The organism is Streptomyces sp. A5-4, assembly GCF_051131715.1.
Lineage (GTDB): Bacteria > Actinomycetota > Actinomycetes > Streptomycetales > Streptomycetaceae > Streptomyces.
Window position 1 is genome coordinate 320437 of record NZ_CP178591.1, and the last position, 18971, is coordinate 339407.

Consider the following 18971-nt stretch of genomic DNA (forward strand, 5'->3'; position numbering starts at 1 on the left):
CAGCCCTCGTAAAAAACAGTGCGCGGGCACCAGGCCGGCCGGGACACTGTCCATGTGCTGATCCTGAATGCCGTGCTGGAGCGTTACCACCCCAAGGACTTCTCTCTGTGGCCCGTCGCCGACCTGTCCGTCGGCGGCATGCTGCCCCTGTCCGGTCGGCTGTCGCCGCGCGAGGTCGGCACGGCCATGGCGATCCTGACCAACTACAACAAGGGCAGTAGGCACCGCAGGCGTGGTTCCCGCGACCCCGAGGACGGTGAGAGTCAGGTCCGCCGTCTGGTGACGGCAGAGTGCGTCATCGCTCCCGGCGGCCTTCGGGTGCAGGACACCTCCACCGGACTCACAGCGTCACCCGGGTGCTGCTCCGGTCTGGAAAGTTGGCGGGACTGGCTCGACTTGGCGGACGGCGGCGAGCCGTGGCTCGGCCACGACCCCACACCGCTGGTCGAGCACACCGGGGCGACCGTCCGGCTGTGGCCCGGTGGGAATTCCTCGGAGGGGCTCCCCGTCGATCTGCCGCTGGCCCAGCTGCCGGAACTCCTGAGATCGGTTCAGGACGACCTCGTCGGTTTCCTGGCTCGCGTCGCGGAGTGGTCCACCCACTACGCCCCATCCCTCGCCGCCGCCCTGGTCGCGAAGCTCGACGCGGAGCTGGCCGTCGGAGCCCCTCTCTGAAGAACCCGGCGATGAGACCTCCGGTCCGGGCCGACGTACGCGAACACCTCCCGCGTGGGCTGTCGCCGTGGCGGCTCCGGCCGTACGTCCGAGTCCCCGCCGATGGCTTCGCGTGCCGGTGCTCCGCCGTCAGGCGTCGAAGCGACGGCGGGATGCCTCGATGTGGCCGAAGAACTGGTGGGTCCAGTCGCACATCCGATGGACCGTCTCCCGTAGGGCCTGGCCCGGCTCGGTGAGGGTGTACTCCACCCGCGGCGGCACGGTGGGATACACCTCCCGCTCGACCAGGCCGTTGCGCTCCAGTACGCGCAGGTTCTGCGTGAGCATCTTGTGGCTGATGCCCTCGACCTCATGGCGCACCTCGCCGAAGCGCAGGGTTCGCTCGCCCAGAGCGTCAATGATCAGGAGCGCCCACTTGTTGGCGACGTCCGAGAAGATTTCCCGCGCCAAAGAGTCCGCGCGGGTCAGGTCCGCGTCGTCGGGCGTGCCCCTGAACTGCTTGGTCACCATAAGGTTCCTCAGTCACTGAAAAGTGCGTTCTTCCATGTCAGCGGCCACTCTCCTACAGTTCCTCAGTAACCACAAGAGACCGAAAAACGTCTTGGTCCGATGGAAACGAGCCCCCGGGCTCTCACAACGAGGAGACAGCCAGCATGGCCATCACCCTGGTCAACCCCCATGGATTGCCGGTAATCGACGCCTACCGGCAGGTGTCGATCGCGACCGGGTCGAAGCTGGTCTTCATCGCCGGACAGGTCGCCTGGGACGCAGACGGAGTCACGGTGGGCGAAGGCGACCTCGCGGCCCAGGTCGAGCAGTGCTACCTCAACATCGGCACCGCCCTGGCCGCGGTCGGCGGGTCTTTCGACGACGTGGCGAAACTGACCGTCTATGTCGTCGACTGGACCCCCGAAAAGATGCCCCTCTTCGGCGAGGGAGTCGCTCGGGCGGCCGCGAAGCTGGGGGTCACCCCTGTCCCCCCGGGCACACTGCTGGGCGTGGCGGCACTGGACGTACCCGACCATCTGGTCGAGGTCGAAGCCACCGCGGTCATCGACTGAGGACATGTCCAGCCATGCCTTTCGATGTGAGCGTGACGGACAACTGAGCCGACCCACCCCTGTCGTCACGCGAGCCGGTCGCATCGATCGGCCTCCGGCGGGCTCAATACAACCGGGGCCGATCCCGCGACGCTCGGACCTCGTGTCCGGATGTGACAGGAAACCGTCATTGCGGTCATCGGCAGTGGCGGTGAGGATGGGGACATGCCCATTTCGCACCGTGTCGTCATCGCGGTCTTCCCGGATGTCGATCTCCTCGACGTCTCCGGCCCGGCCGAGGTCTTCGCGCTGGCCAACCGGGAGACCGCGGGCCTCGCCGGATACCAGGTCCGGCTGGCCGGGCCCGCGGGTGGCGAGGTCCTCACGTCGGCGGGTGTGCGTCTGCTGGCGGATCTGTCATTCGACGAGGTCGGCGGGCAGGTGGACACCCTGCTCGTGCCCGGCGCGGTCGACATGACCGACGACGGCCCCCAGGCCCGGATCGATCCCGAAGTCGTGGCATGGATCAAGAAGACCGCCCCGCACGCCCGGCGGGTGGCGTCGGTGTGCGTGGGCGCGCATCTGCTGGCGGCGGCGGGGCTGCTCGACGGCAGGACGGCGACCACCCATTGGTCGACCGCCGCCCAACTGGCCGCCGACCACCCGGCCGTGACGGTCGACCCCGATCCCATCTTCGTACGCACCGACCGGGGCCGGCTGTGGACCGGGGCCGGGATCAGTGCCTGCCTGGACCTCGCACTGGCTCTGGTGGCCGAGGACCAGGGCGAGGAGACCGCGCTGGCGGTGGCCCGACAGCTGGTGATGTACCTCAAGCGGCAGGGCGGCCAGAGCCAGTTCTCCGTCCCGATCAGCCGCCCCGCGAGCTCCCGCCGAGACATCGACGAGCTGCGGCTGTGGATCGCCGAGCACCTTGACGAGGACCTCTCGGCGGAGGTGCTGGCGGCCCGGATGTGTCTGAGCGAGCGGCACTTCGCCCGCGTCTTCAAGCAGGAGACGGGTTCCAGCACGGCCGGCTACGTCGAAGCCCTGCGGGTGGAGGCGGCCCGCCGCCTGCTGGAGACCACCGACTGCCCGCTCGACCAGGTCGCGGTCGCCGCCGGGCTCGGCTCGCAGGAGACCCTGCATCGGGCGTTCAAGCGGCAGCTCGCCAGCACCCCCGCCGCCTACCGCCGCCGCTTCCGCACCCAGACCACCTGACCCGCTCCCCCAACTCCCCTCCGCAGGCAAGCCCGTGGCTTCGCCATGCCTCATTGCTCCAAGAAAGGCCTCCGATGAACACGAATCAGCCGTCCAAGACCCTGCGCGATGTGATCGGCCTGGACAACCAGCCGCCCCGGCTGAGCGATTCCGTCCTGATCATGATCGACTTCCAGAACACCTACCGCACCGGCGTCATGGCCCTGGACGGCGCCGAGGAGGCCCTCGCAGCGGGCGCCCGGCTGCTGGAGCGCGCCCGCGCCGCGAGAACCCCGGTCGTCCACGTCATCAACGACGGCGGCGAGGGCAGCCCGTACGACATCCGCGCCCACATCGGGGCGATCAGCGACCAAGTCGCCCCGGCGGGAGGCGAAACGGTCGTAGTCAAGCAGTTCCCCAACTCCTTCCACCTCACGGAGCTGGAGAAGACGCTGACCGACCTGGGTGTGGGACCGGGCACTGGCAAGGGCCTGATCCTCGGTGGCTTCATGACGCACATGTGCGTCAACTACACCGCCCAGGGCGCCTTCAACCTCGGCTACCGCCCCACCGTCGTCGCCGACACCACCGCCACCCGCACCCTCGCCACTCCCGACGGCAACGTTCTGCCCGCCGCGACCCTCCAGGCCGCCGCCCTGACAGCGATCACCGATCTGTTCGGTACCGTTGTTCCCACTGTCGACGCCCTCCCGGACTAACAGACTTGCGGTTGCGCCGCGTTGGTGCCCGTCGCCGTCAACGGCGGCGGGCATCGGTGTGGTTGGGCGTGCGAACTGAGGACTCGCGACGCAGACCGGGCTGTTCGCCGTGACTGAGGCTGAGGAGCAAGCGCGGCACATTCATGCGCGATTCATGGTGTTCAGCGCTCCAGAGCCAGTGCGGCGAAGGTGGCCAGCCAGTGGTCGGTGGTGAAGTCTCCGCGTTCCACGGCGGGCAGGCCCGCCGCGAGGTGCGCTTCGGCCGAATCGGTGAGGCGGGCACGGACCGGCCCGTCCGGCAGCGCCCCGGCGATGGACCTCAGCGCGGCGGCCCTGCTGAGGGCCAGGCCGAGCAGATGGCCGATGTGCGGGTCGGCGCGGTCGGAGACGACCGGCACGTCCAGCAATGGGCACGGCGCGCCGGAGCGCAGCGCGGGCAGGAAACGGTCAAGCCACTGTGCGAACCGCTCCCTGCTCAGCACCCGCCGCATCGCGTCGGCCTCGGTCAGCGCCGGCGACAGGAAGTCCTGCCCCGAAGGCTCCCAGTGCGCGGGCGCGTCGTGATCGTCGGCGAACCAGGCCAGGAGGCGTTCCCGTACGGCCTGGGTGGTCGTGGTGGGCAGCTCCCCCGCGTCGAGTACGAGCCCGAGGGCGAAGGCACTGTTGGGGTGGTTCCCGTGGCGTACGGGATACGTCGCCTTCGGCAGCCAGTCGGCGAGCAGCCGGTCGACGGTGGCGACGGCCGGCGTCAGGACCTCGGCCCAACGGGCGCCCGCCGCGCCCTCGTACGCCCGGCACTCGGCGGCCAGCGCGATCAGCCACGCCCACCCGTACGGCCGCTCGAAGGAGGGCCGGTCGCGGAGGTAGGCGGCTTCGGCGGCGAGGTTGTCGGGGGTGAGGTGCCTGTCGAGTGCGCCGATGACGGGCGCGGTGTCCGCCAGCGCGGGCGTGTCGCCGTGGCGGCGCAGCAGGCGGACGAGCAGCCAGTGCATATGGACCGAGGAGTGCCAGTCGTACGCGCCGTAGAAGGCCGGGTGCAGGGCGCCGGGCCGGTGCTGCTCGTCCGGTGCCGAGATCAGGTGGGCGGGGAAGTTGGGGTACTCGCGAGTGATGTTCGCGAGGGCGAGCCGGACGAAGGGAGTCGCGTACGCGCTGAGTGGCATCAGTGCGTCGCTCCTTCGGTGACCTTCAGGTCCTGGTCCGCGGGAGTGCCTGCGGCGGTGACCAGCAGGGCGCGCAGTCCGTGGGCGACCGTGGCGGGCGGCAGTGCCGGGGCGGTGCCGTCGGTGACCTGTTCCGGCGACCAGGGGACGTGCACGAATCCGCCCCTGGCGTGGGGGAATTCGGTGGCGATGAGGTGGCCGAGGCCGTACGCCACATGGTTGCAGACGAACGTGCCGGCCGTGTTGGAGACTGCGGCCGGGACACCGGCCTCGCGCAGGGCGGCGACGCAGGCCTTGACGGGCAGGGTGGAGAAGTACGCGGCGGGGGCGCCCGGGACGACCGGTTCGTCGATGGGCCGGTCCCCGGCATTGTCGGGTATCCGCGCGTCGTCGATGTTGATTCCGATGCGTTCGACGGTGACGCCGGGTCGGCCGCCCGCCTGGCCCAGGCAGATGACCAGGTCGGGGGTCGATGCGCGGATGGCGTCGCGTAGCGCGTCGACGGACTCGCCGAAGACGCAGGGAAGTTCGACGGCGGTGACTGTGAGCCCGGCGGGCGGCTCGGCCGCCACGAGGAAGGCCGCCTGCCAGGACGGGTTCACACTCTCGCCGCCGAAGGGGGCGAAGCCGGTGATGAGGACGCGGGTCATGGCGTTTCCTTAGGGGTGGAAATGGCTCGGACGGCAGGTCGGAGCGGCTCAGAAGGCAAAGAGCGCCATGATCGCGGTGCAGCAGACGAGAAGCGCGAGCGCCGTCGGTATCTGTGCCTTGATCGGCCCGTACTGGTCCTTCAGTTCGAGCAGCGTGGCCGGGACGATGTTGAAATTCGCGGCCATCGGAGTGCAGAGAGTGCCGCAGAAGCCGGCCAGCATGCCGATCGCGAGGACGGCCGGGGCGTCGCCGTGCATCTGCTCGATGAGGACGGGCCAGCCGATCGCCGCGGTCATCACGGGGAACGCCGCGAAGGCGTTGCCCATGATCACGGTGAACAGGAACATGCCGAGGCAGTACGCGATCACGGCGAAGTACTTCGAGTTCTCCGGCAGGACATTGTTCACGATGCTGCCGACCTGGGTGCCGACGCCGGCCACCGCGAAGATCGAACCGAGCACGGCCAGGAGCTGGGGCAGCAGCAGCGCCGAGCCCATCGCCTCCAGCATGGAGCGGCCGGAGTGGATCGGGACGGAGATACTCCTCTCGCCGGTGACCAGCATGCCGACGACGAGCGCGACGACGCACCCGAGGCCCAGGCCGAGGAGCGTGGACTTGCCCGTCTCGAACAGACCGGACTCGTCCAGCACGGAGGAGCAGACGATGGCGACGACCGGGATCGTGAGGGCGGGGATGAAGATCTTACTGCCGAGCCGTACCGCGGAGGCCTCGCGCTGCTCGGCGCTGGTGGTGACCGGGACGCCCTTGCCGAGGAAGTTGAACCCGGCGAGCACGATCAGGCCGAGGACCGCGACGCCGAGCGGTTCGGCGGGCAGTGTCCAGCTCGCGGCGGAACCCGGCGCGGCGTTGGCGACTCCGGTGCCATAGGGGAAGGTGAGCCCGAGCAGGCCCCAGAACGCGGCGGACGTCCATCGCTTGGGGTTGCTGCGGTCGGCCGCCATCTGCACGGCCATGATGATGAACACGAGGCCCACCAGCCAGTAGAGCCACTCGACCTTGATCATTTGGCAGCCCCCTTCGGCAGCGGCAGTTCGTGCTCGGCGGAGGCGAGCGCCATCTCGCGTTCCAGCTGCTTGTCCAGGAGCAGCAGCCGGGCGCCGTGGATGACGAAGGCACAGACAGCGAGCGGGATCGCCCACAGGGCCAGCTGGGTCGGTTCGATGTCCTGCTGGTACGTCGAGTTCACGAAGCCGGTGATCAGGAGGATGGAGCCGATCGCGATGAAGCAGTCCTCGCCGAAGAAGAGGCCCACGGTGTCGGAGGACGCGGAGTAGGAACGGACCTTCTCGCGCAGATGGTCGGGCAGCTTGGCGCCCATCGAGCGCTCGGCGGCGGCCTCGGCCATGGGTGCGACGAGGGGCCGCACGGTCTGCGCGGGTCCGCCGATGCTGTTGAGGCCGAAGGCCGCGGTGATCTGGCGGACGAGCAGGTAGACGGTGAGGAAGCGTCCGGCACTGAGCCCGCCGAGGCGGCCGATGAGCCTGCGGGCCTGTTCGCGCAGGCCGTAGCGCTCCAAGAGGCCGATCACCGGGAGGACGACGGCGAAGACGGTGACCGAGCGGCTGTCGGCGAAGGACTGGCCGAAGGCCCCGAGGACCGCCAGCGGAGTCATTTTGCCGAGCAGTCCGGTGACGATACCGGCGACGCCCACCACTAGGACGGGGTTGCGGCGCGTGACGAATCCGAGGATCACCACGACCACACCGAGAAGAACGATCATGCGGCGGCCTTCTTCAGGCGTTGGGGGGCAGGGCACCAGGGGCGGCACGAATCCGGGGTTCCGGTTCCGTGAGGGATGCACGGACCCTAGGCGATCGTTCAACGATCTAACAAGAGATAATCCCGACCGACGTCGGGGGTGAGCGAATCGACCCCTTGCCGGATCGTTCAACAATCGACTACGTTCGAGATGTGATCGATCTCAACGCAGACCTCGGCGAAGGCTTCGGCCGCTGGACCCTCACCGACGACGCCGCCCTCCTCTCCGTCGTCACCAGCGCCAACGTGGCCTGCGGCTTCCACGCGGGCGATCCGTCGGTGATGCGCCGCGTCTGTGATCTCGCCGCCGAGCGGGGGGTGCGGATCGGGGCGCAGGTGTCGTACCGCGACCTGGCCGGCTTCGGACGGCGCGCCATGGATGTGCCCAGCGACGAGCTGGCGGCCGAAGTCGCTTACCAGATCGGCGCGTTGAGAGTCTTCGCCGAGGCGGCCGACGCGGCGGTTTCCTATGTCAAGCCGCATGGCGCGCTCTACAACCGCACCGTCCACGACGCCGAGCAGGCCCACGCCGTGGTGGCGGGTGTTCTGCTCGCGGGCGGGGCGCTGCCGGTGCTCGGCCTGCCCGGATCACGGCTGCTCGCCGCCGCGGCGGAAGCGGAACTCGTCGGCGTGCCGGAGGCCTTCGCGGACCGCGCGTACACCCCCGAGGGCACCCTCGTGCCGCGCCGCGAGGCGAACTCCGTGGTGACGGAGGAGGACGCGGTGGTGCGGCGCGCCCTGGCGTTCGCGGTGGACCGTTCCGTCGAGGCCGTGGACGGTACCCGCGTCGCGGTCGCCGCCCGTTCCCTGTGCGTGCACGGCGACACCCCCGGCGCGGCCCGGATCGCGGCGCGGGTCCGGGAGGCGCTCGACGCGGCCGGGGTCGAGGTCGGACCCTTCACATGACCGGGAGCCGATTTCTCGACGTACGCCCCGCCGGGCGGCACGCGCTGCTCGTCGAACTGCCGGACGCCGAGCGCACCGGGGCCTTCCACGCCGAGCTGTTGCGGCGGCGCGCGGCCGGGACCCTCCCGCCGGTCGAGGAGATCGTGCCGGGGGCACGGACCGTACTGCTGGACGGGGTGCCCGATCCGGAGAAGCTGGCGCGCCAACTCACCGACTGGGACGTACCGTCGGGGGTCGCCGACGACGGTGACGTCGTGGAGATTCCCGTGCGATACGACGGGCCCGACCTGGCCGACGTGGCGGAGCTGTGGGGGCTCGGCGCCCAGCAGGCCGCCGCCCGGCATCGCTCGTACACCTATCGCGTCGCGTTCTGCGGTTTCGCGCCCGGGTTCGGCTACCTCACGGGGTTGCCCGCGGAACTGCACGTGCCGCGCCGAGACACGCCCCGCACCCGGGTTCCGGCCGGGGCGCTGGCACTCGCGGGGCCCTATACCGCGGTGTATCCGCGCTCCACGCCGGGCGGCTGGCAGCTGATCGGCACCATGCCGGACCCGACACCGCTGTGGGACCTCAGCCGGGACGGCGCGGCGCTCCTCACTCCGGGCACCCGGGTCCGATTCGTCCCCGCGGACAGCACACCATGACCATCGGTCTCACCGTCATACGCTCCGGCGCCCTCACCACGGTGCAGGACTCAGGCCGGCGCGGCCACGCCCACCTGGGAGTGCCGCGCTCCGGCGCCCTGGACGCACCCGCGATGAGGCTCGCCAACCGGCTGCTCGGCAATGCCCCCGACGCCGCCGTCCTGGAGACGACCCTGACCGGCTGCGCCCTGCGGCCCGATCACGGCGTCACCGTCGTGGTCGGCGGCGCGCCCTGCCCCGTGACGGTGGACGGGCGGGCGGTGGCCTGGGGCGCACCGGTGCGGGTGCCCGCAGGCGCGGTGCTCGATGCGGGCGGGGTGAGTGCGGGAGTGCGCACGTATCTGGCCGTCGCGGGAGGCATCGCCGCCGAGCCGGTCCTCGGCAGCCGCTCGACGGACCTGCTCTCCGGACTCGGTCCGCCACCACTGCGCGACGGGGACGTGCTCCCGGTGGGCGCACCCGCACGGCAGGCGGCGCTGCCGGTCGCCGCCCCGTGGGCAGGGCCGCCCGCCGAACTGACGCTGCCACTGTGGCTGGGCCCCCGCACCGACTGGTTCACCCCGGCGGCACTGCGCACGCTCACCTCGGTGACGTACCACGTGTCGCCGCACAGCAACCGCATCGGCCTGCGCACCGAAGGGCCGCCGCTGGAACGGCTGTTGGCGGGCGAGCTGCCCAGCGAGGGCATGGTTCTCGGCGCGGTACAGGTGCCGCCGGACGGGCGCCCGGTGGTATTTCTGCATGACCACCCCACGACGGGTGGCTACCCGGTGATCGCGGTCGTCGCAGAGGGAGCCCTGGCGGCGGCGGCCCAAGCGGCGGTCGGAACTCCGGTGCGCTTCACCCTCGGCTGACACGTCCGGGGCAGGGGCCGTGCCCCTCCCCCACGTAGGTCGTCCACGGGGGGAGACGGGCAGGGGCAGGATCACGCCCATTCGGTGATCTTCAATGACGGCCTCCCGCAGCAGATGCCGGACCTGCGCCGAGCACCTGGATCCGCTGGAGAACGGTCCGTCCGGGCCGTGTTGTACCCACTGTGATCGCGGCACCCGGCCGGATCAGAAGAAGTGTTTGCGCCCACCGACCTGGCGGCCCATCGAGCCGAGGATCCACAGGACCGCACCGACCACGACGAGTATGCCGCCGACCGTCGTCAGGAGGGAGATACCGACCAGCAGGCCGATGATGAGCAGAATGACACCAAGGACAATCATGTGAGTTCCCAATCTTCCGGTCTCTTTCAGGGTGTACGGACCTCCCCTCGTCAGAGGTGAAGTCTTTTGCCCTGCCCGCGCCGTGGCCCGGTGAGATCTGTCGCAGCCGTCCCGTCGACGGCCGCTGGATCCTGTCGTTCGACCACCGTGTGCCCCGCTCTCGGCGACCAATGCGTCCGAGGTCGAACGACCGCACACCGTGGACAGATGACCTCTGCCACTCCGGGGCCCGCGCCCGCCGCAGGGTCCACCAACGGAGCTCCGGCGGGCGGATGTTGACCCGCACTCCCACTGTCATTGCCCGCACCTGGAGTCTTCGCGAGTGATCACGGCGGCGCTGTGACCGGAGTGCACCGCGCACCGGGACCGCGGCCCGGTCGTCGGGCATCCGACGTGGACGATGGGGAGACAGCACATGGCATGGTTCCCGGCGGGCGACGACCAGGTCGCCCTCGACGACGGGAAGGTCGTCTGTCGCAACGCGGCCGGACGCCTTCTCAAGTCGGTACCGGCGAAACTGTCCGACGATCCGGCGGTGGTGGGTCTGCGGCAGCTGACGGAGTGGCTGGATCAGCACGAGCAACAGTGCCTGGCCGATGTGGAGCGCTGGATGGTGCGCTCACTGCCCGCGCCGGTCACGGTCTTCGCCGAGGTGTGGCCGGACCCGTCGTGGCAGTCCGCGCTCCGCGACCTGATCGTCACCGACGCGGACGGTGAGGTCGCGGGCTTCCTGCGCGACGCCGACAGTGTCCGCGGCCTGGATGTGCTCGGCCTTGACGGCAACACGGTGCGCATCATGCCCGGACTCGTCCGCGTACCGCACTCGGCGCTGCTCGACGACCTGGAGGAGATCCGGCGGTTCGCCGCCGATCAGGGCATCAGGCAGCGAATCGGGCAGCGGGCCGGCCAGGTCCTGCGCCGCGACGACCGCACGGTGGTCATCCTGCGCCTGGAGGAGGACTCCACCGAGAAGCGCTGGTTCGCCCTCGGCCACGACCCGTCCGGCGAGTTCGGCGCGGTGGCTCACTTCGCCGCGCGCAAGGAAAGGCGCCACGCCGCGGATCTGCCGGCGGACCGGATCACCGCGCTGACCGCAGTCGTCCGTGCCGAGGGCGCGGCGCCCTGGCGCCCCACGGCCGTCGGCGAACTCGCCACCGCCACCCGGCTGGGCCTCGGCCTGCCTGTCGAGACCTGGAAGGAACGGCTCTACCCACTCAGCGACCACCAACCGCCCGTACCCATCACGTCGGTCGCGGAACTCTTCGCCCGCGCCTGGGCCCACGTCCGCGCCGGGACGCCCCCGCGTTCGAAGAGCTCACCACCCGGGCCACCCCCAAGGGGCGCCAAGGATGGCCGGCGAACTCGTCCTGACCGACAGCCAGTCGGCCGACAGCGCCGACGGGGCCGACCCGGGCCGGCAGCGACATCGAAGCGCCGCAGACGTACCTACTAGGGTGACCCCATGCCTGCCACGTTGAGTCCCACAAAAACCGCCACCACGCTACGAACATCGGCGCGTGTCTCCATTGAGCTGCTGCTGGTCCTCGTCATGGCTGCGACGGTCCTGTGGGTTCTGGGCCAGATGTGGTCGATCGTCTGGCCGCTCATAGTCGCCTTGTTCCTCACCACGCTGACCTGGCCCCTGGCTCGCATCCTGCGCCGACGCGGGTGGCGCCCCGCCCTGGCCGCGTCGCTGGTGACCGTGCTGTTCCTCCTGCTCCTCACCGGCATCGTGGCGCTGATCGCGGTGCCGGTGGCGTCCCAGTCCGGCGAGCTGGCCGACGGCGTGGTCGACGGCATCCAGAAGCTGCGCGAGTGGGCCGCCGGGCCGCCGCTGAACATCGGCGACGACCAGCTCTCAGGTGCCTTCGACGCCTCGATCGACCGTATTCAGAGCAGCGCCGGCAGCATGGTCACCGCCGTTGTCACGGGCGTGAGCACGGTATTGAACGGCGTGATCACTGCCGTCCTGGCGCTCTTCCTGATGTTCTTCTTCCTCAAGGACGGCCCGCGGTTCCTGCCCTGGCTCGCCCGTCAGCTCCCCGGTCGCCTCGCCACCGACGTTCCGGTGGTGACCGCGCGCTGCTGGGACACCCTGGGCGCGTTCGTGCGTTCCCAGGCGTTCGTCGGCCTGCTCGACGCCGTCTTCATCGGCCTCGGCCTGTGGGTTCTCGGGGTACCGCTGGTACTCCCGCTGGCGGTACTGACGTTCGTGTCCGCGTTCGTGCCGATCGTGGGTGCCTTGTTCGCCGGCCTGGTCGCGGTCCTGATCGCGCTGGTGTCGAACGGCCTCACCGATGCGCTGATCGTGCTGATCATCATCATCGTGGTGCAGCAACTGGAGGGCAACGTATTCCAACCCATGATCCAGAGTCGCGGGCTCGGCCTCCACGCGGCGGTGATCCTGCTGGCGGTGACGTTGGGCGGCAGCCTGGCCGGCGTTGTGGGCAGCCTCCTCGCGGTACCGCTGGCCGCGCTGACCGCGGTGGCCTGGAACTATCTGCGCGAACAGCTCAGCGACCCGGAGCAGGAGCCGGAGAGCGAGCAGGCGCACCCAGGTGCCGACGTCCCGGCGTAGCATCCGCCCCGACCATGAGAGGGCCGAGCCGGGCGCCGTGACCTTTGCGCCTGCCTGAGGATTTCGGGCCGCGGCGGTGTCGAGACCGGTGCGTCGATACCTCGGCCGAGGCCGCCCCGGGGAGCGGGCATCGCCGAGGTGACGCCCGCTCCCCCACGCCTCACCTCGCCTCGCCTCGCCTCGGCGAACCAGGTCGGGACAGAACCACTCCCCTGCTCATGCCCTGCGTCAACAGCGGCGCGCGTACCGGCATGCCCTACCGCGAGCGGAGCTCGCGCAGTGCGCGGTTCAGGGCGGGGTCGTGGAGGCGCCTGACGTCGTTCTTCGCGAAAACGGGCACGTTGTACTGCGGCGGGATGCCCGCTCCGTCGTAACCGGAGCCCGCCGCATTGAGGTATTCCTCGTTGGGCAGGGTGAGGGTCCAACCGTTCGGCAGCGAGCGGTCCATGGTGTCCGAGAACACTCCCTGGGTGTTCTCGCCGATCCGCAGCGGAGCGGGGTATCTGCCCATCAGCGCCTGGGTGAAAGTCTCCCCGGCGCTGATCGTCAACGGTCCGGTGAGCACCGCGACAGCACCCGTGTAGCGAGTGACGCCCGCTGCCGGCCGGACCCGGATCGGCTGCCCCGCCGTGTAACTCGCGGAGTCGTCCGGGTTGTTGCGGGCGCGTTTGGTGTACGCGGTGTACGAGCGGCCGGTCAGCCGCTCGGCGATCCGGACGCCGAGAGCGTCCGAGCCCCCGCCGTTGAACCGCAGGTCGACCACCAAACCCCGGAGTGCCCGAACGCGGTCGCGAGTGAGGACCTCGTCCAAGGCGGCGTCCAGGATGGCGGCATCCGCGTCGGCATCGTCCCGCTCGCCGTACCCGGCGAATGAGGTGATCCGCACATAACCGGCGCCGTGCGGCAGGTCGGCGTACTGGATTTTACCGTCGGCGTAGCTCCGAACCTCGCGCGGCAGCTGCGCGCGGGTCGCCTTCTCCACACCGTCCAGGTACTCCGGGGTGGGGTACGGCGTTCCCGGACGCAGATTGACGGTCCTGCGTCCGGGGTCGTCCGTTCCGTCGGAGAGGCTCGTGTGAAGGTCGTGCAGTGGCTCGATCATCGCGCTCAGAATCGTGAAGAGCCGGTCGTCACTGGTGTCCCCGTCGACCTGAGGACGGTACTTCTCCCGCATCGCATCCCAGTCGATCCCCTTGTCCTGGAAGAACGGATAGTTCTCCTTGAGCGTGGCCCAGAAAACGTCGAAGGTGTGCACGGGATCCTTGGAGGGCGGGCTCGCGCAGTCGGTGGGAAGCGCCGCCACCCGCTTGAGCCGCTGCACGCCCACCGATCCAGCGGGGGCGAGGTGGGCAACCGCGGAGCCGTCGCCGTGCAGCGTCAACTGCCTTACGCCTTCGGCGTTGTGGAACGGTACGCCGCGCCCCGGACCCGGGCGTGACGCCGTCAACTGGTTACGGCCGGGCAGACATCCGGCTGCGGACACCTCGTAGCTTCGGAGCCTGCCCTGATCAACCGTCAAGTACTGCTGGTATCCGTCGCTGCGCCACGCACCCTGCAGGGTGCTGCCCCACTTGGACTGCGGGCCGTTCGCGGTGTCGGCGCCGCCACCGTGGCTGCGACTGCCACCGCCACGCACAGCTGCGTCCCCCAACGTCGACCCGGCCGTCCCTTGCTTCCGAACATCGCCGCTCCCCCTCGCCCTGCCTCGTATTCCTGCCGCGACCAGACTTGTACGTATCAGCCGCAGCGGCCATCCGGGCACCCCCACTCCATCGACTGGTGCCACCCCCCGTGTTCGGCGGAGACATACCGCGTCCCCACAGACGTCGGCGGTCAGCGAACGCCTGCCTGTATGTGGTCGGCTCGCGAGAAAGGCCGTCGAGTCGCACCGACTAAACCCTTCGCGCCGAACCGCACGGCGACGTACTGGGCCCCGGGCTCCGGCCCTGAGGGGCGCGGGCGCTGCCAGGTGTCGTCTCCACCACGAAACCCTGGCGGCCCGACGACAAGCCACGACCACGCAGAGGACGCGACACGGTGAAGCAGTACCACGGATGGGCACCGGGCGGGACTTCCCACCCTCGACCGGATGCTCACCTTCGAGGAGATCACCGCCGGGACTCCGGTGATCCACGCCATCGAGGAACAGCAGCCACTGTGGGAGCCGGACACGGCGTACGAGTATCACGGGCACGTTTTCGGCTTCCTCATCGGTGAGGTCGCCCGGCGTATCATCGGGCTCACTCCGGGCACCTACTTCCGCCGCGCCATCGGCGACCCGCTCGGGCTACGGGCCTGAATCGGCCTGCCCCAGGGGGAGATGGACGGCCGTGCGCGGCTCGTCGAGGCCGAGGGTCGGCCGGGGATGCCGGGGCCCGAGCACCTGCTCACCCGCATCGTGACGATGAACGGCGCGCTGGTCTTCCCCGGTCTCGACGCCCCGCACGGCTGGAACGACCCGGCGTTGCTCGGCACCGAGCTTCCCGGAGCGGGTGCCACGGCTTCGGCCCACGGTCTCGCCGGGCTCTACGCCGCGGCAGTGTCCGGTATCGAGGGCCGGGAGCGGCTCCTCACCCCCGACACCGTGTCGGACGCGGTCCGCGAAGTGTCGTCCGGCAAGGGGTGGCTGGGCTTCGACGCCGGGGCACGCTGGGGCTCGGGCTCACTCCTCGACTCGTCGGCCTTCCGACCGATGCTCGGGGAGCGCAGTTTCGGCAACGACGGGGCGGGCGGCCAAGTCGCCTTTGGTGACGACGAGTTCGGCGTGGGCTTCGCGTACGTGGCCAACCACATGATCGGCCACGGTGACGCCTGTGCGAACCGCTTGATCGAGGCAGTACGCGGATGTCTGGCCGGCTGACGCTCTGACCGACGTCCTGAATACCTTTCGCCTCCGGCGGCATCGCTCGACGAGAGGGACAACCGGATCGTCGTGTCGGGTCCACCGCGCACGGCAGCCGACGCCGCCCCTTAGAGGCGCGAACGCCTGCGCTGCGGCTCGCTTCCCGCGAGGAGCGCTTCAGTGATGAGCCGCACCCCGCGGGCCAGCCTGTTGAGCTGCTCCAGCTCGACGGCGTACAGCCTGATGGTACCCTCGATGATCGTCTCGGCGACTCCGAGCGTGGGCAGCTCCGCCCGGCAGGTCTGCAGCGCCACTCGCACGGCGCGGATCTCGTGCTGGATCTGCAACTGCGCATGACGCGCCAGGAGGATGGGGTGCCGGGTGAGGGTCGAGTAGCCGGAGTAACGGGCCGGCAGGAGGTCTCGCAGCCATCGGGCCGCCGTGCGCTCCCAGTCCGGACTGCCGGGCGCCTTGACCTGGCAGGGCCAGTCCGAGCTGATCGATGAAGTGGTGGTCGGGGACATCGTCGTCGCTTCCGAAGGTGGTGCGGATGGGCTCTGACCGCGGGATGTTGTGGCGGCCCCGGCCCAGGGGTAGACCGGGGCCGCCGGGGGTCGGGCATCCGCAAGTGGACGGAGCGCCCGACAGGAACGGCACGGGGTCGGCGCGAGGAGGACAGCGCGACCCCATGGCGTTCAGTCGAATAGCCCGCAGAGACGCGGGCGACCGCGGTGCCGGGCGTCACCGGGCCGACGCCCGGTGTGGCAGCCCCGCGACCCGATGGCGTCGGGCGAGGCGGGTGGAGGGATGAGGTGCATGGTGCGGACCGTCGACTTCTCTTCATTGAGGGGACAGGCCTGGTCGGCGCCTACGGTGCACCGTAGAGCCACCAGTAGTAAACATATATACCGTCGAGTACGCAAGGGCATGAAAACATTCATGCCTTATCCGCATGAACGGCTACTCTCCGTGAGCGATCCCCACCCGCTCCCGCCCTTGCGGCGGCCCGCCGCGCCGGTCCGGGACCCTCCCCCGCGCGGGTCGACGGCGCAGCGGTCCGGGGTCAGTCCTCGATGAAGAAGTCGTGCTGCTCCGCGACCTGTTCGTACCCCTCAAGACGCACCTGCGTCCGTTCCGGCTCGGCGTCCGCCATCGCCTGGAGTACGGCCGCCGCCATGACGCCCGGCGCCGAGTACGAGTCGAAGACGAGCCGGGATCCGGTGCCGGCACTGAGCGTGACATCGGCCTCGTCGACCAGCGATCCAAGCGTCAGGTCCGTGATCAGGGCGACGCGCAATCCTGTGCTGCGGGCGGCCCGCATCGCCGCCAGGGTCTCGTTGGCGTGCCGGGGCATCCCGAACGCCAGGACCCACGTTCCCCCCACTGCCCGCGACTGAAGCAGCGCGTCGTAGGCAACACTCCCCCCACGTGTCACCAGCCGCACGTCGGGATGGATCCGCCGCGCGGCATACGCGAAGTACTCCGCCAGCGAGGCGGAGATCCGCAGCCCCAGGATCGTCAGGGGCACCGACCGGGCCAGCTCGCGGCCGATGTCGAGCACGTGGTGGGGGTCGGCGAGAACGCGGCGCAGATTCTCCAGATTCTCGATCTCCGCGTCGACCGCCGCCTGGAGTTCGTTGCGCCGGATCTCTTCCCGGGTGTCCGGTGAACCGGCGACCGCACTGAGCGCGATGGGCTGCAGCGCTTCGCGCAGCGCGGGGTACCCGCTGAAGCCCAGCGAGGACGCGAAGCGTGTCACCGACGGCTGGCTGACTCCCACGCGCTCGGCCAGGTCGGTGATCGACAGGAAGGCCGCTTCAGTGAGGTGATCGACCAAGTACTGGGCGATACGCCGCTGCGCGGGGGAAAGCCGATGGCCGCCGAACAGGGCGAGAACTCTGTCCGTGGGAGCCGCCTCGGTGTCGGCGGACGGCTTTCCCGGCGTAATCACGGACGCCTGTGCGCGTGCCTGCTGGCCTGATGGCACCGGCGTGCCTCCTTCTCGTCCCAATCGTGTTCAACATAGCTCACTCACCGTGGGCGCAGGCGGCGGTGTCGGGCGGAACACGGGCGAACAGGAACAGACGGGGCCACTTGGAGCGGTCGGTTCGGGCGTGCCCGAACCGCAGCGGACACTCGTGACGGTCGCGCAGCCGCCGGGAATCATCACCACCGTCCTGAGCGTGCTGGAGGGGGAGTGCGGGCCCACCGAGCCCGCAGCGCCCGGCGAAGGAGCTCGCCCTGGCGGCAGGGGCAATCGGAGCGAGTTCGTCCGCGACGATCGATTCCCGTGCGACCGCGCCCGGCGCCGTCTCACCGTCCGCGCAGCTGTGGGCCGGTCCGCCGCTCCCGCCGGCCCGTTCCCTCCTGTCTGTTTCTCGGCAGGAGGATGGCCGCGATCCAGTCGGCGTGGGTTGGTGCGACCCCCCGCGTCCCTGACCCCGAGTTTGTGGGAGAACCGCCGTGTCCGCCCACGTCACACGCCCCCAGATCCATTTCCCCGCCCGCAAGGTGACCACCGGGCAGGTTCTCGACGACGTCCGTGCCCACCACCCCGATCACCCGAGGCTGTCCGCGATCCTGCGGGTCGTCTCCGGGTGTGGCGTCGACACCCACCCGCCCTCCGGAGACGGACGCCGTCTCCGGGTCCGCGCCGCTTCAGGAGCGGATCCGTGTCGCCCGCGCGGACGGGCAGGCGATGGCCGAGGACGCGGCCCGACGCGCCCTGGCCGCCGCCCAGGTGGCGCCCGCGGACGTGGATGCCGTCATCACCAGCCACTCGACGTCCTTCGGAGCCCCTGGCCTGGAGATCGTGCTGTCCGAGTCCCTCGGCCTGCGCCCCACCGTCGGCCGCCTCGGACTCACCACCCTCGCCTGCGCGGGCGGCGCCCCAGGCCCTCATCCAGGCCACCAACCTCGTGACTGCCAAACCCGGCAGCACGGTGCTGGTCGTAGTCTCCGAAGTGATCAGCGCGCTCTACAACCACGCGGACACCGGCATCGAATCGATGGTCTACAAGTCCCTGTTCGGCGACAGCGCCGGCGCCTGCCTGGTCACGAGCAACCCCCTGCAGGCCGGTATACGTATCACCGACACCTGGGACTACCTTCTCCCCCACAGCGGCGACCGCACTCCGGGCACCTCGATCCCACCGGCATCCACTTCACCTCCACCAAGGCCGCCTTGACGGCGCCCGGCGAGGTGCTGCCGCACCCTGCTCGACTGGGCCGGCCCCCAAGTCCTCGACTGTGCGCTGATCCACCCCGGGTCACGGGGCATCATCGCGGCCGTCGTCGACGGACTGGGCCTGGACGACCACGATGCCCGGCACTCCATGGACACCCTCAAGGAAGAGGGCAACCTCGGCGGGGTCAGCCTTCTGCACGGCCTGGACCGCACCCACAACACACCACCCACCGACGGCGCCCTCGGCCTGGCCGCCGCCTTCGGTCCCGGTTTCGCGACGGCGGCGCTTGGCACCACCTGGTGCGCCTGAACCCGGCGGCGATGGACGGGCATGACGGCTGGGACCTCAGCTGACGGCCTCTCATGTCATATTCAG

Annotated in this window: 20 protein-coding genes and 2 pseudogenes; 13 read left to right on the forward strand and 9 right to left on the reverse strand. The window is 70.1% G+C overall.

From position 1 onward, the window contains the following. Positions 1-54 precede the first annotated feature (54 nt). Positions 55-675 carry a hypothetical protein gene (locus tag ACLLJJ_RS01560; RefSeq protein WP_434587436.1) on the forward strand — a complete coding sequence of 207 codons (621 nt, stop codon included), beginning with the start codon at positions 55-57 and terminating at the stop codon, positions 673-675. A 129-nt stretch (positions 676-804) separates the two neighbouring features. Here ACLLJJ_RS01560 and ACLLJJ_RS01565 read toward each other — a convergent pair whose 3' ends face one another. Further along, positions 805-1185 (reverse strand): winged helix-turn-helix transcriptional regulator, encoded by a 381-nt coding sequence (locus ACLLJJ_RS01565; RefSeq protein WP_434587437.1) that lies wholly within the window; start codon positions 1183-1185, stop codon positions 805-807. A 143-nt stretch (positions 1186-1328) separates the two neighbouring features. Between ACLLJJ_RS01565 and ACLLJJ_RS01570 the strand changes: the two genes are divergently transcribed. From ACLLJJ_RS01570 to ACLLJJ_RS01580, 3 genes are all read left to right on the forward strand, one after another. Then, positions 1329-1736, forward strand: coding sequence for a RidA family protein (locus ACLLJJ_RS01570; RefSeq protein ID WP_434587438.1), 408 nt, complete (start codon positions 1329-1331; stop codon positions 1734-1736). A 204-nt stretch (positions 1737-1940) separates the two neighbouring features. Then, complete coding sequence (locus tag ACLLJJ_RS01575; RefSeq protein WP_434587439.1) at positions 1941-2933, forward strand: GlxA family transcriptional regulator; 993 nt, start codon at positions 1941-1943, stop codon at positions 2931-2933. A 74-nt stretch (positions 2934-3007) separates the two neighbouring features. Next, complete coding sequence (locus ACLLJJ_RS01580) at positions 3008-3631, forward strand: isochorismatase family protein (RefSeq protein ID WP_434587440.1); 624 nt, start codon at positions 3008-3010, stop codon at positions 3629-3631. Between the two features lie 161 nt (positions 3632-3792). On the opposite strand, the gene ACLLJJ_RS01585 is transcribed toward ACLLJJ_RS01580, so the two are convergent. Genes ACLLJJ_RS01585 through ACLLJJ_RS01600 form a run of 4 tightly spaced genes read right to left on the reverse strand, consistent with a single transcriptional unit; the run spans position 3793 to position 7186 of the window. Continuing rightward, positions 3793-4794, reverse strand: coding sequence for a DUF2891 domain-containing protein (locus ACLLJJ_RS01585; RefSeq protein ID WP_434587441.1), 1002 nt, complete (start codon positions 4792-4794; stop codon positions 3793-3795). Continuing rightward, positions 4794-5444: a pyroglutamyl-peptidase I gene (pcp, locus tag ACLLJJ_RS01590; RefSeq protein WP_434587442.1), complete on the reverse strand. Its 651-nt coding sequence runs from the start codon at positions 5442-5444 to the stop codon at positions 4794-4796. The genes ACLLJJ_RS01585 and pcp overlap by 1 nt, the downstream gene beginning before the upstream one ends. Positions 5445-5492: 48 nt before the next feature. Further along, entirely contained in the window at positions 5493-6470 is a 978-nt protein-coding gene (locus ACLLJJ_RS01595; protein ID WP_434587443.1) for a DUF979 domain-containing protein, read from the reverse strand. Next, entirely contained in the window at positions 6467-7186 is a 720-nt protein-coding gene (locus ACLLJJ_RS01600; protein WP_434587444.1) for a DUF969 domain-containing protein, read from the reverse strand. Before ACLLJJ_RS01600 ends, ACLLJJ_RS01595 begins: the two co-directional genes overlap by 4 nt. A gap of 191 nt (positions 7187-7377) precedes the next feature. Here ACLLJJ_RS01600 and ACLLJJ_RS01605 point away from each other — a divergent pair, with 191 nt between their 5' ends. The 3 genes from ACLLJJ_RS01605 to ACLLJJ_RS01615 are packed head-to-tail and all read left to right on the forward strand — an operon-like array spanning position 7378 to position 9628. After that, a complete protein-coding gene (locus ACLLJJ_RS01605) occupies positions 7378-8130 on the forward strand; it encodes a LamB/YcsF family protein (protein WP_434587445.1) in 753 nt (250 codons plus the stop codon). Continuing rightward, positions 8127-8774: a 5-oxoprolinase subunit B family protein gene (locus tag ACLLJJ_RS01610; protein WP_434587446.1), complete on the forward strand. Its 648-nt coding sequence runs from the start codon at positions 8127-8129 to the stop codon at positions 8772-8774. Before ACLLJJ_RS01605 ends, ACLLJJ_RS01610 begins: the two co-directional genes overlap by 4 nt. After that, positions 8771-9628 (forward strand): biotin-dependent carboxyltransferase family protein, encoded by an 858-nt coding sequence (locus ACLLJJ_RS01615; protein ID WP_434587447.1) that lies wholly within the window; start codon positions 8771-8773, stop codon positions 9626-9628. Before ACLLJJ_RS01610 ends, ACLLJJ_RS01615 begins: the two co-directional genes overlap by 4 nt. Before the next feature lie 204 nt (positions 9629-9832). On the opposite strand, the gene ACLLJJ_RS01620 is transcribed toward ACLLJJ_RS01615, so the two are convergent. Then, positions 9833-9988 (reverse strand): hypothetical protein, encoded by a 156-nt coding sequence (locus ACLLJJ_RS01620; protein WP_434587448.1) that lies wholly within the window; start codon positions 9986-9988, stop codon positions 9833-9835. A 415-nt stretch (positions 9989-10403) separates the two neighbouring features. Here ACLLJJ_RS01620 and ACLLJJ_RS01625 point away from each other — a divergent pair, with 415 nt between their 5' ends. Then, on the forward strand, positions 10404-11441 hold the full coding sequence (locus ACLLJJ_RS01625) for a DUF4132 domain-containing protein (RefSeq protein ID WP_434587450.1): 1038 nt from the start codon (positions 10404-10406) through the stop codon (positions 11439-11441). 9 nt (positions 11442-11450) lie between these two features. Then, positions 11451-12566: an AI-2E family transporter gene (locus ACLLJJ_RS01630; RefSeq protein WP_434587451.1), complete on the forward strand. Its 1116-nt coding sequence runs from the start codon at positions 11451-11453 to the stop codon at positions 12564-12566. A 256-nt stretch (positions 12567-12822) separates the two neighbouring features. Here the strand turns inward: ACLLJJ_RS01630 and ACLLJJ_RS01635 are convergent, their stop codons facing one another. After that, positions 12823-14217 (reverse strand): S41 family peptidase, encoded by a 1395-nt coding sequence (locus ACLLJJ_RS01635; RefSeq protein WP_434587452.1) that lies wholly within the window; start codon positions 14215-14217, stop codon positions 12823-12825. A gap of 405 nt (positions 14218-14622) precedes the next feature. On the opposite strand from ACLLJJ_RS01635, the pseudogene ACLLJJ_RS01640 reads away from it, so the two are divergent. Then, positions 14623-15426: pseudogene (locus ACLLJJ_RS01640) on the forward strand (serine hydrolase); the annotation flags it as partial. Between the two features lie 110 nt (positions 15427-15536). On the opposite strand, the gene ACLLJJ_RS01645 reads toward ACLLJJ_RS01640, so the two are convergent. Both ACLLJJ_RS01645 and ACLLJJ_RS01650 read right to left on the reverse strand, forming a co-directional pair. Then, complete coding sequence (locus ACLLJJ_RS01645) at positions 15537-15932, reverse strand: hypothetical protein (RefSeq protein ID WP_434587453.1); 396 nt, start codon at positions 15930-15932, stop codon at positions 15537-15539. Between the two features lie 539 nt (positions 15933-16471). Continuing rightward, positions 16472-17395 carry a MurR/RpiR family transcriptional regulator gene (locus ACLLJJ_RS01650; protein WP_434587454.1) on the reverse strand — a complete coding sequence of 308 codons (924 nt, stop codon included), beginning with the start codon at positions 17393-17395 and terminating at the stop codon, positions 16472-16474. 711 nt (positions 17396-18106) lie between these two features. Here ACLLJJ_RS01650 and ACLLJJ_RS01655 point away from each other — a divergent pair. The 3 genes and pseudogenes from ACLLJJ_RS01655 to ACLLJJ_RS01665 all read left to right on the forward strand — a co-directional run. After that, a pseudogene (locus ACLLJJ_RS01655) lies at positions 18107-18238 on the forward strand (PhlD); the annotation flags it as partial. 88 nt (positions 18239-18326) lie between these two features. Next, a complete protein-coding gene (locus ACLLJJ_RS01660; protein ID WP_434587455.1) occupies positions 18327-18596 on the forward strand; it encodes a hypothetical protein in 270 nt (89 codons plus the stop codon). Between the two features lie 93 nt (positions 18597-18689). Next, positions 18690-18905, forward strand: coding sequence for a hypothetical protein (locus ACLLJJ_RS01665; protein ID WP_434600270.1), 216 nt, complete (start codon positions 18690-18692; stop codon positions 18903-18905). Positions 18906-18971 lie beyond the last annotated feature (66 nt).

Excerpts from the sequence above, each read along its gene's own strand:
- ACLLJJ_RS01645 (WP_434587453.1), bottom strand. The coding sequence starts at position 15,932 with ATGTCCCCGACCACCACTTCATCGATCAGCTCGGACTGGCCCTGCCAG.
- ACLLJJ_RS01575 (WP_434587439.1), top strand. The coding sequence starts at position 1,941 with ATGCCCATTTCGCACCGTGTCGTCATCGCGGTCTTCCCGGATGTCGAT.
- ACLLJJ_RS01610 (WP_434587446.1), top strand. The coding sequence starts at position 8,127 with ATGACCGGGAGCCGATTTCTCGACGTACGCCCCGCCGGGCGGCACGCG.
- pcp (WP_434587442.1), bottom strand. The coding sequence starts at position 5,444 with ATGACCCGCGTCCTCATCACCGGCTTCGCCCCCTTCGGCGGCGAGAGT.
- ACLLJJ_RS01620 (WP_434587448.1), bottom strand. The coding sequence starts at position 9,988 with ATGATTGTCCTTGGTGTCATTCTGCTCATCATCGGCCTGCTGGTCGGT.
- ACLLJJ_RS01600 (WP_434587444.1), bottom strand. The coding sequence starts at position 7,186 with ATGATCGTTCTTCTCGGTGTGGTCGTGGTGATCCTCGGATTCGTCACG.
- ACLLJJ_RS01595 (WP_434587443.1), bottom strand. The coding sequence starts at position 6,470 with ATGATCAAGGTCGAGTGGCTCTACTGGCTGGTGGGCCTCGTGTTCATC.
- ACLLJJ_RS01615 (WP_434587447.1), top strand. The coding sequence starts at position 8,771 with ATGACCATCGGTCTCACCGTCATACGCTCCGGCGCCCTCACCACGGTG.
- ACLLJJ_RS01630 (WP_434587451.1), top strand. The coding sequence starts at position 11,451 with ATGCCTGCCACGTTGAGTCCCACAAAAACCGCCACCACGCTACGAACA.
- ACLLJJ_RS01625 (WP_434587450.1), top strand. The coding sequence starts at position 10,404 with ATGGCATGGTTCCCGGCGGGCGACGACCAGGTCGCCCTCGACGACGGG.
- ACLLJJ_RS01585 (WP_434587441.1), bottom strand. The coding sequence starts at position 4,794 with ATGCCACTCAGCGCGTACGCGACTCCCTTCGTCCGGCTCGCCCTCGCG.
- ACLLJJ_RS01565 (WP_434587437.1), bottom strand. The coding sequence starts at position 1,185 with ATGGTGACCAAGCAGTTCAGGGGCACGCCCGACGACGCGGACCTGACC.
- ACLLJJ_RS01580 (WP_434587440.1), top strand. The coding sequence starts at position 3,008 with ATGAACACGAATCAGCCGTCCAAGACCCTGCGCGATGTGATCGGCCTG.
- ACLLJJ_RS01570 (WP_434587438.1), top strand. The coding sequence starts at position 1,329 with ATGGCCATCACCCTGGTCAACCCCCATGGATTGCCGGTAATCGACGCC.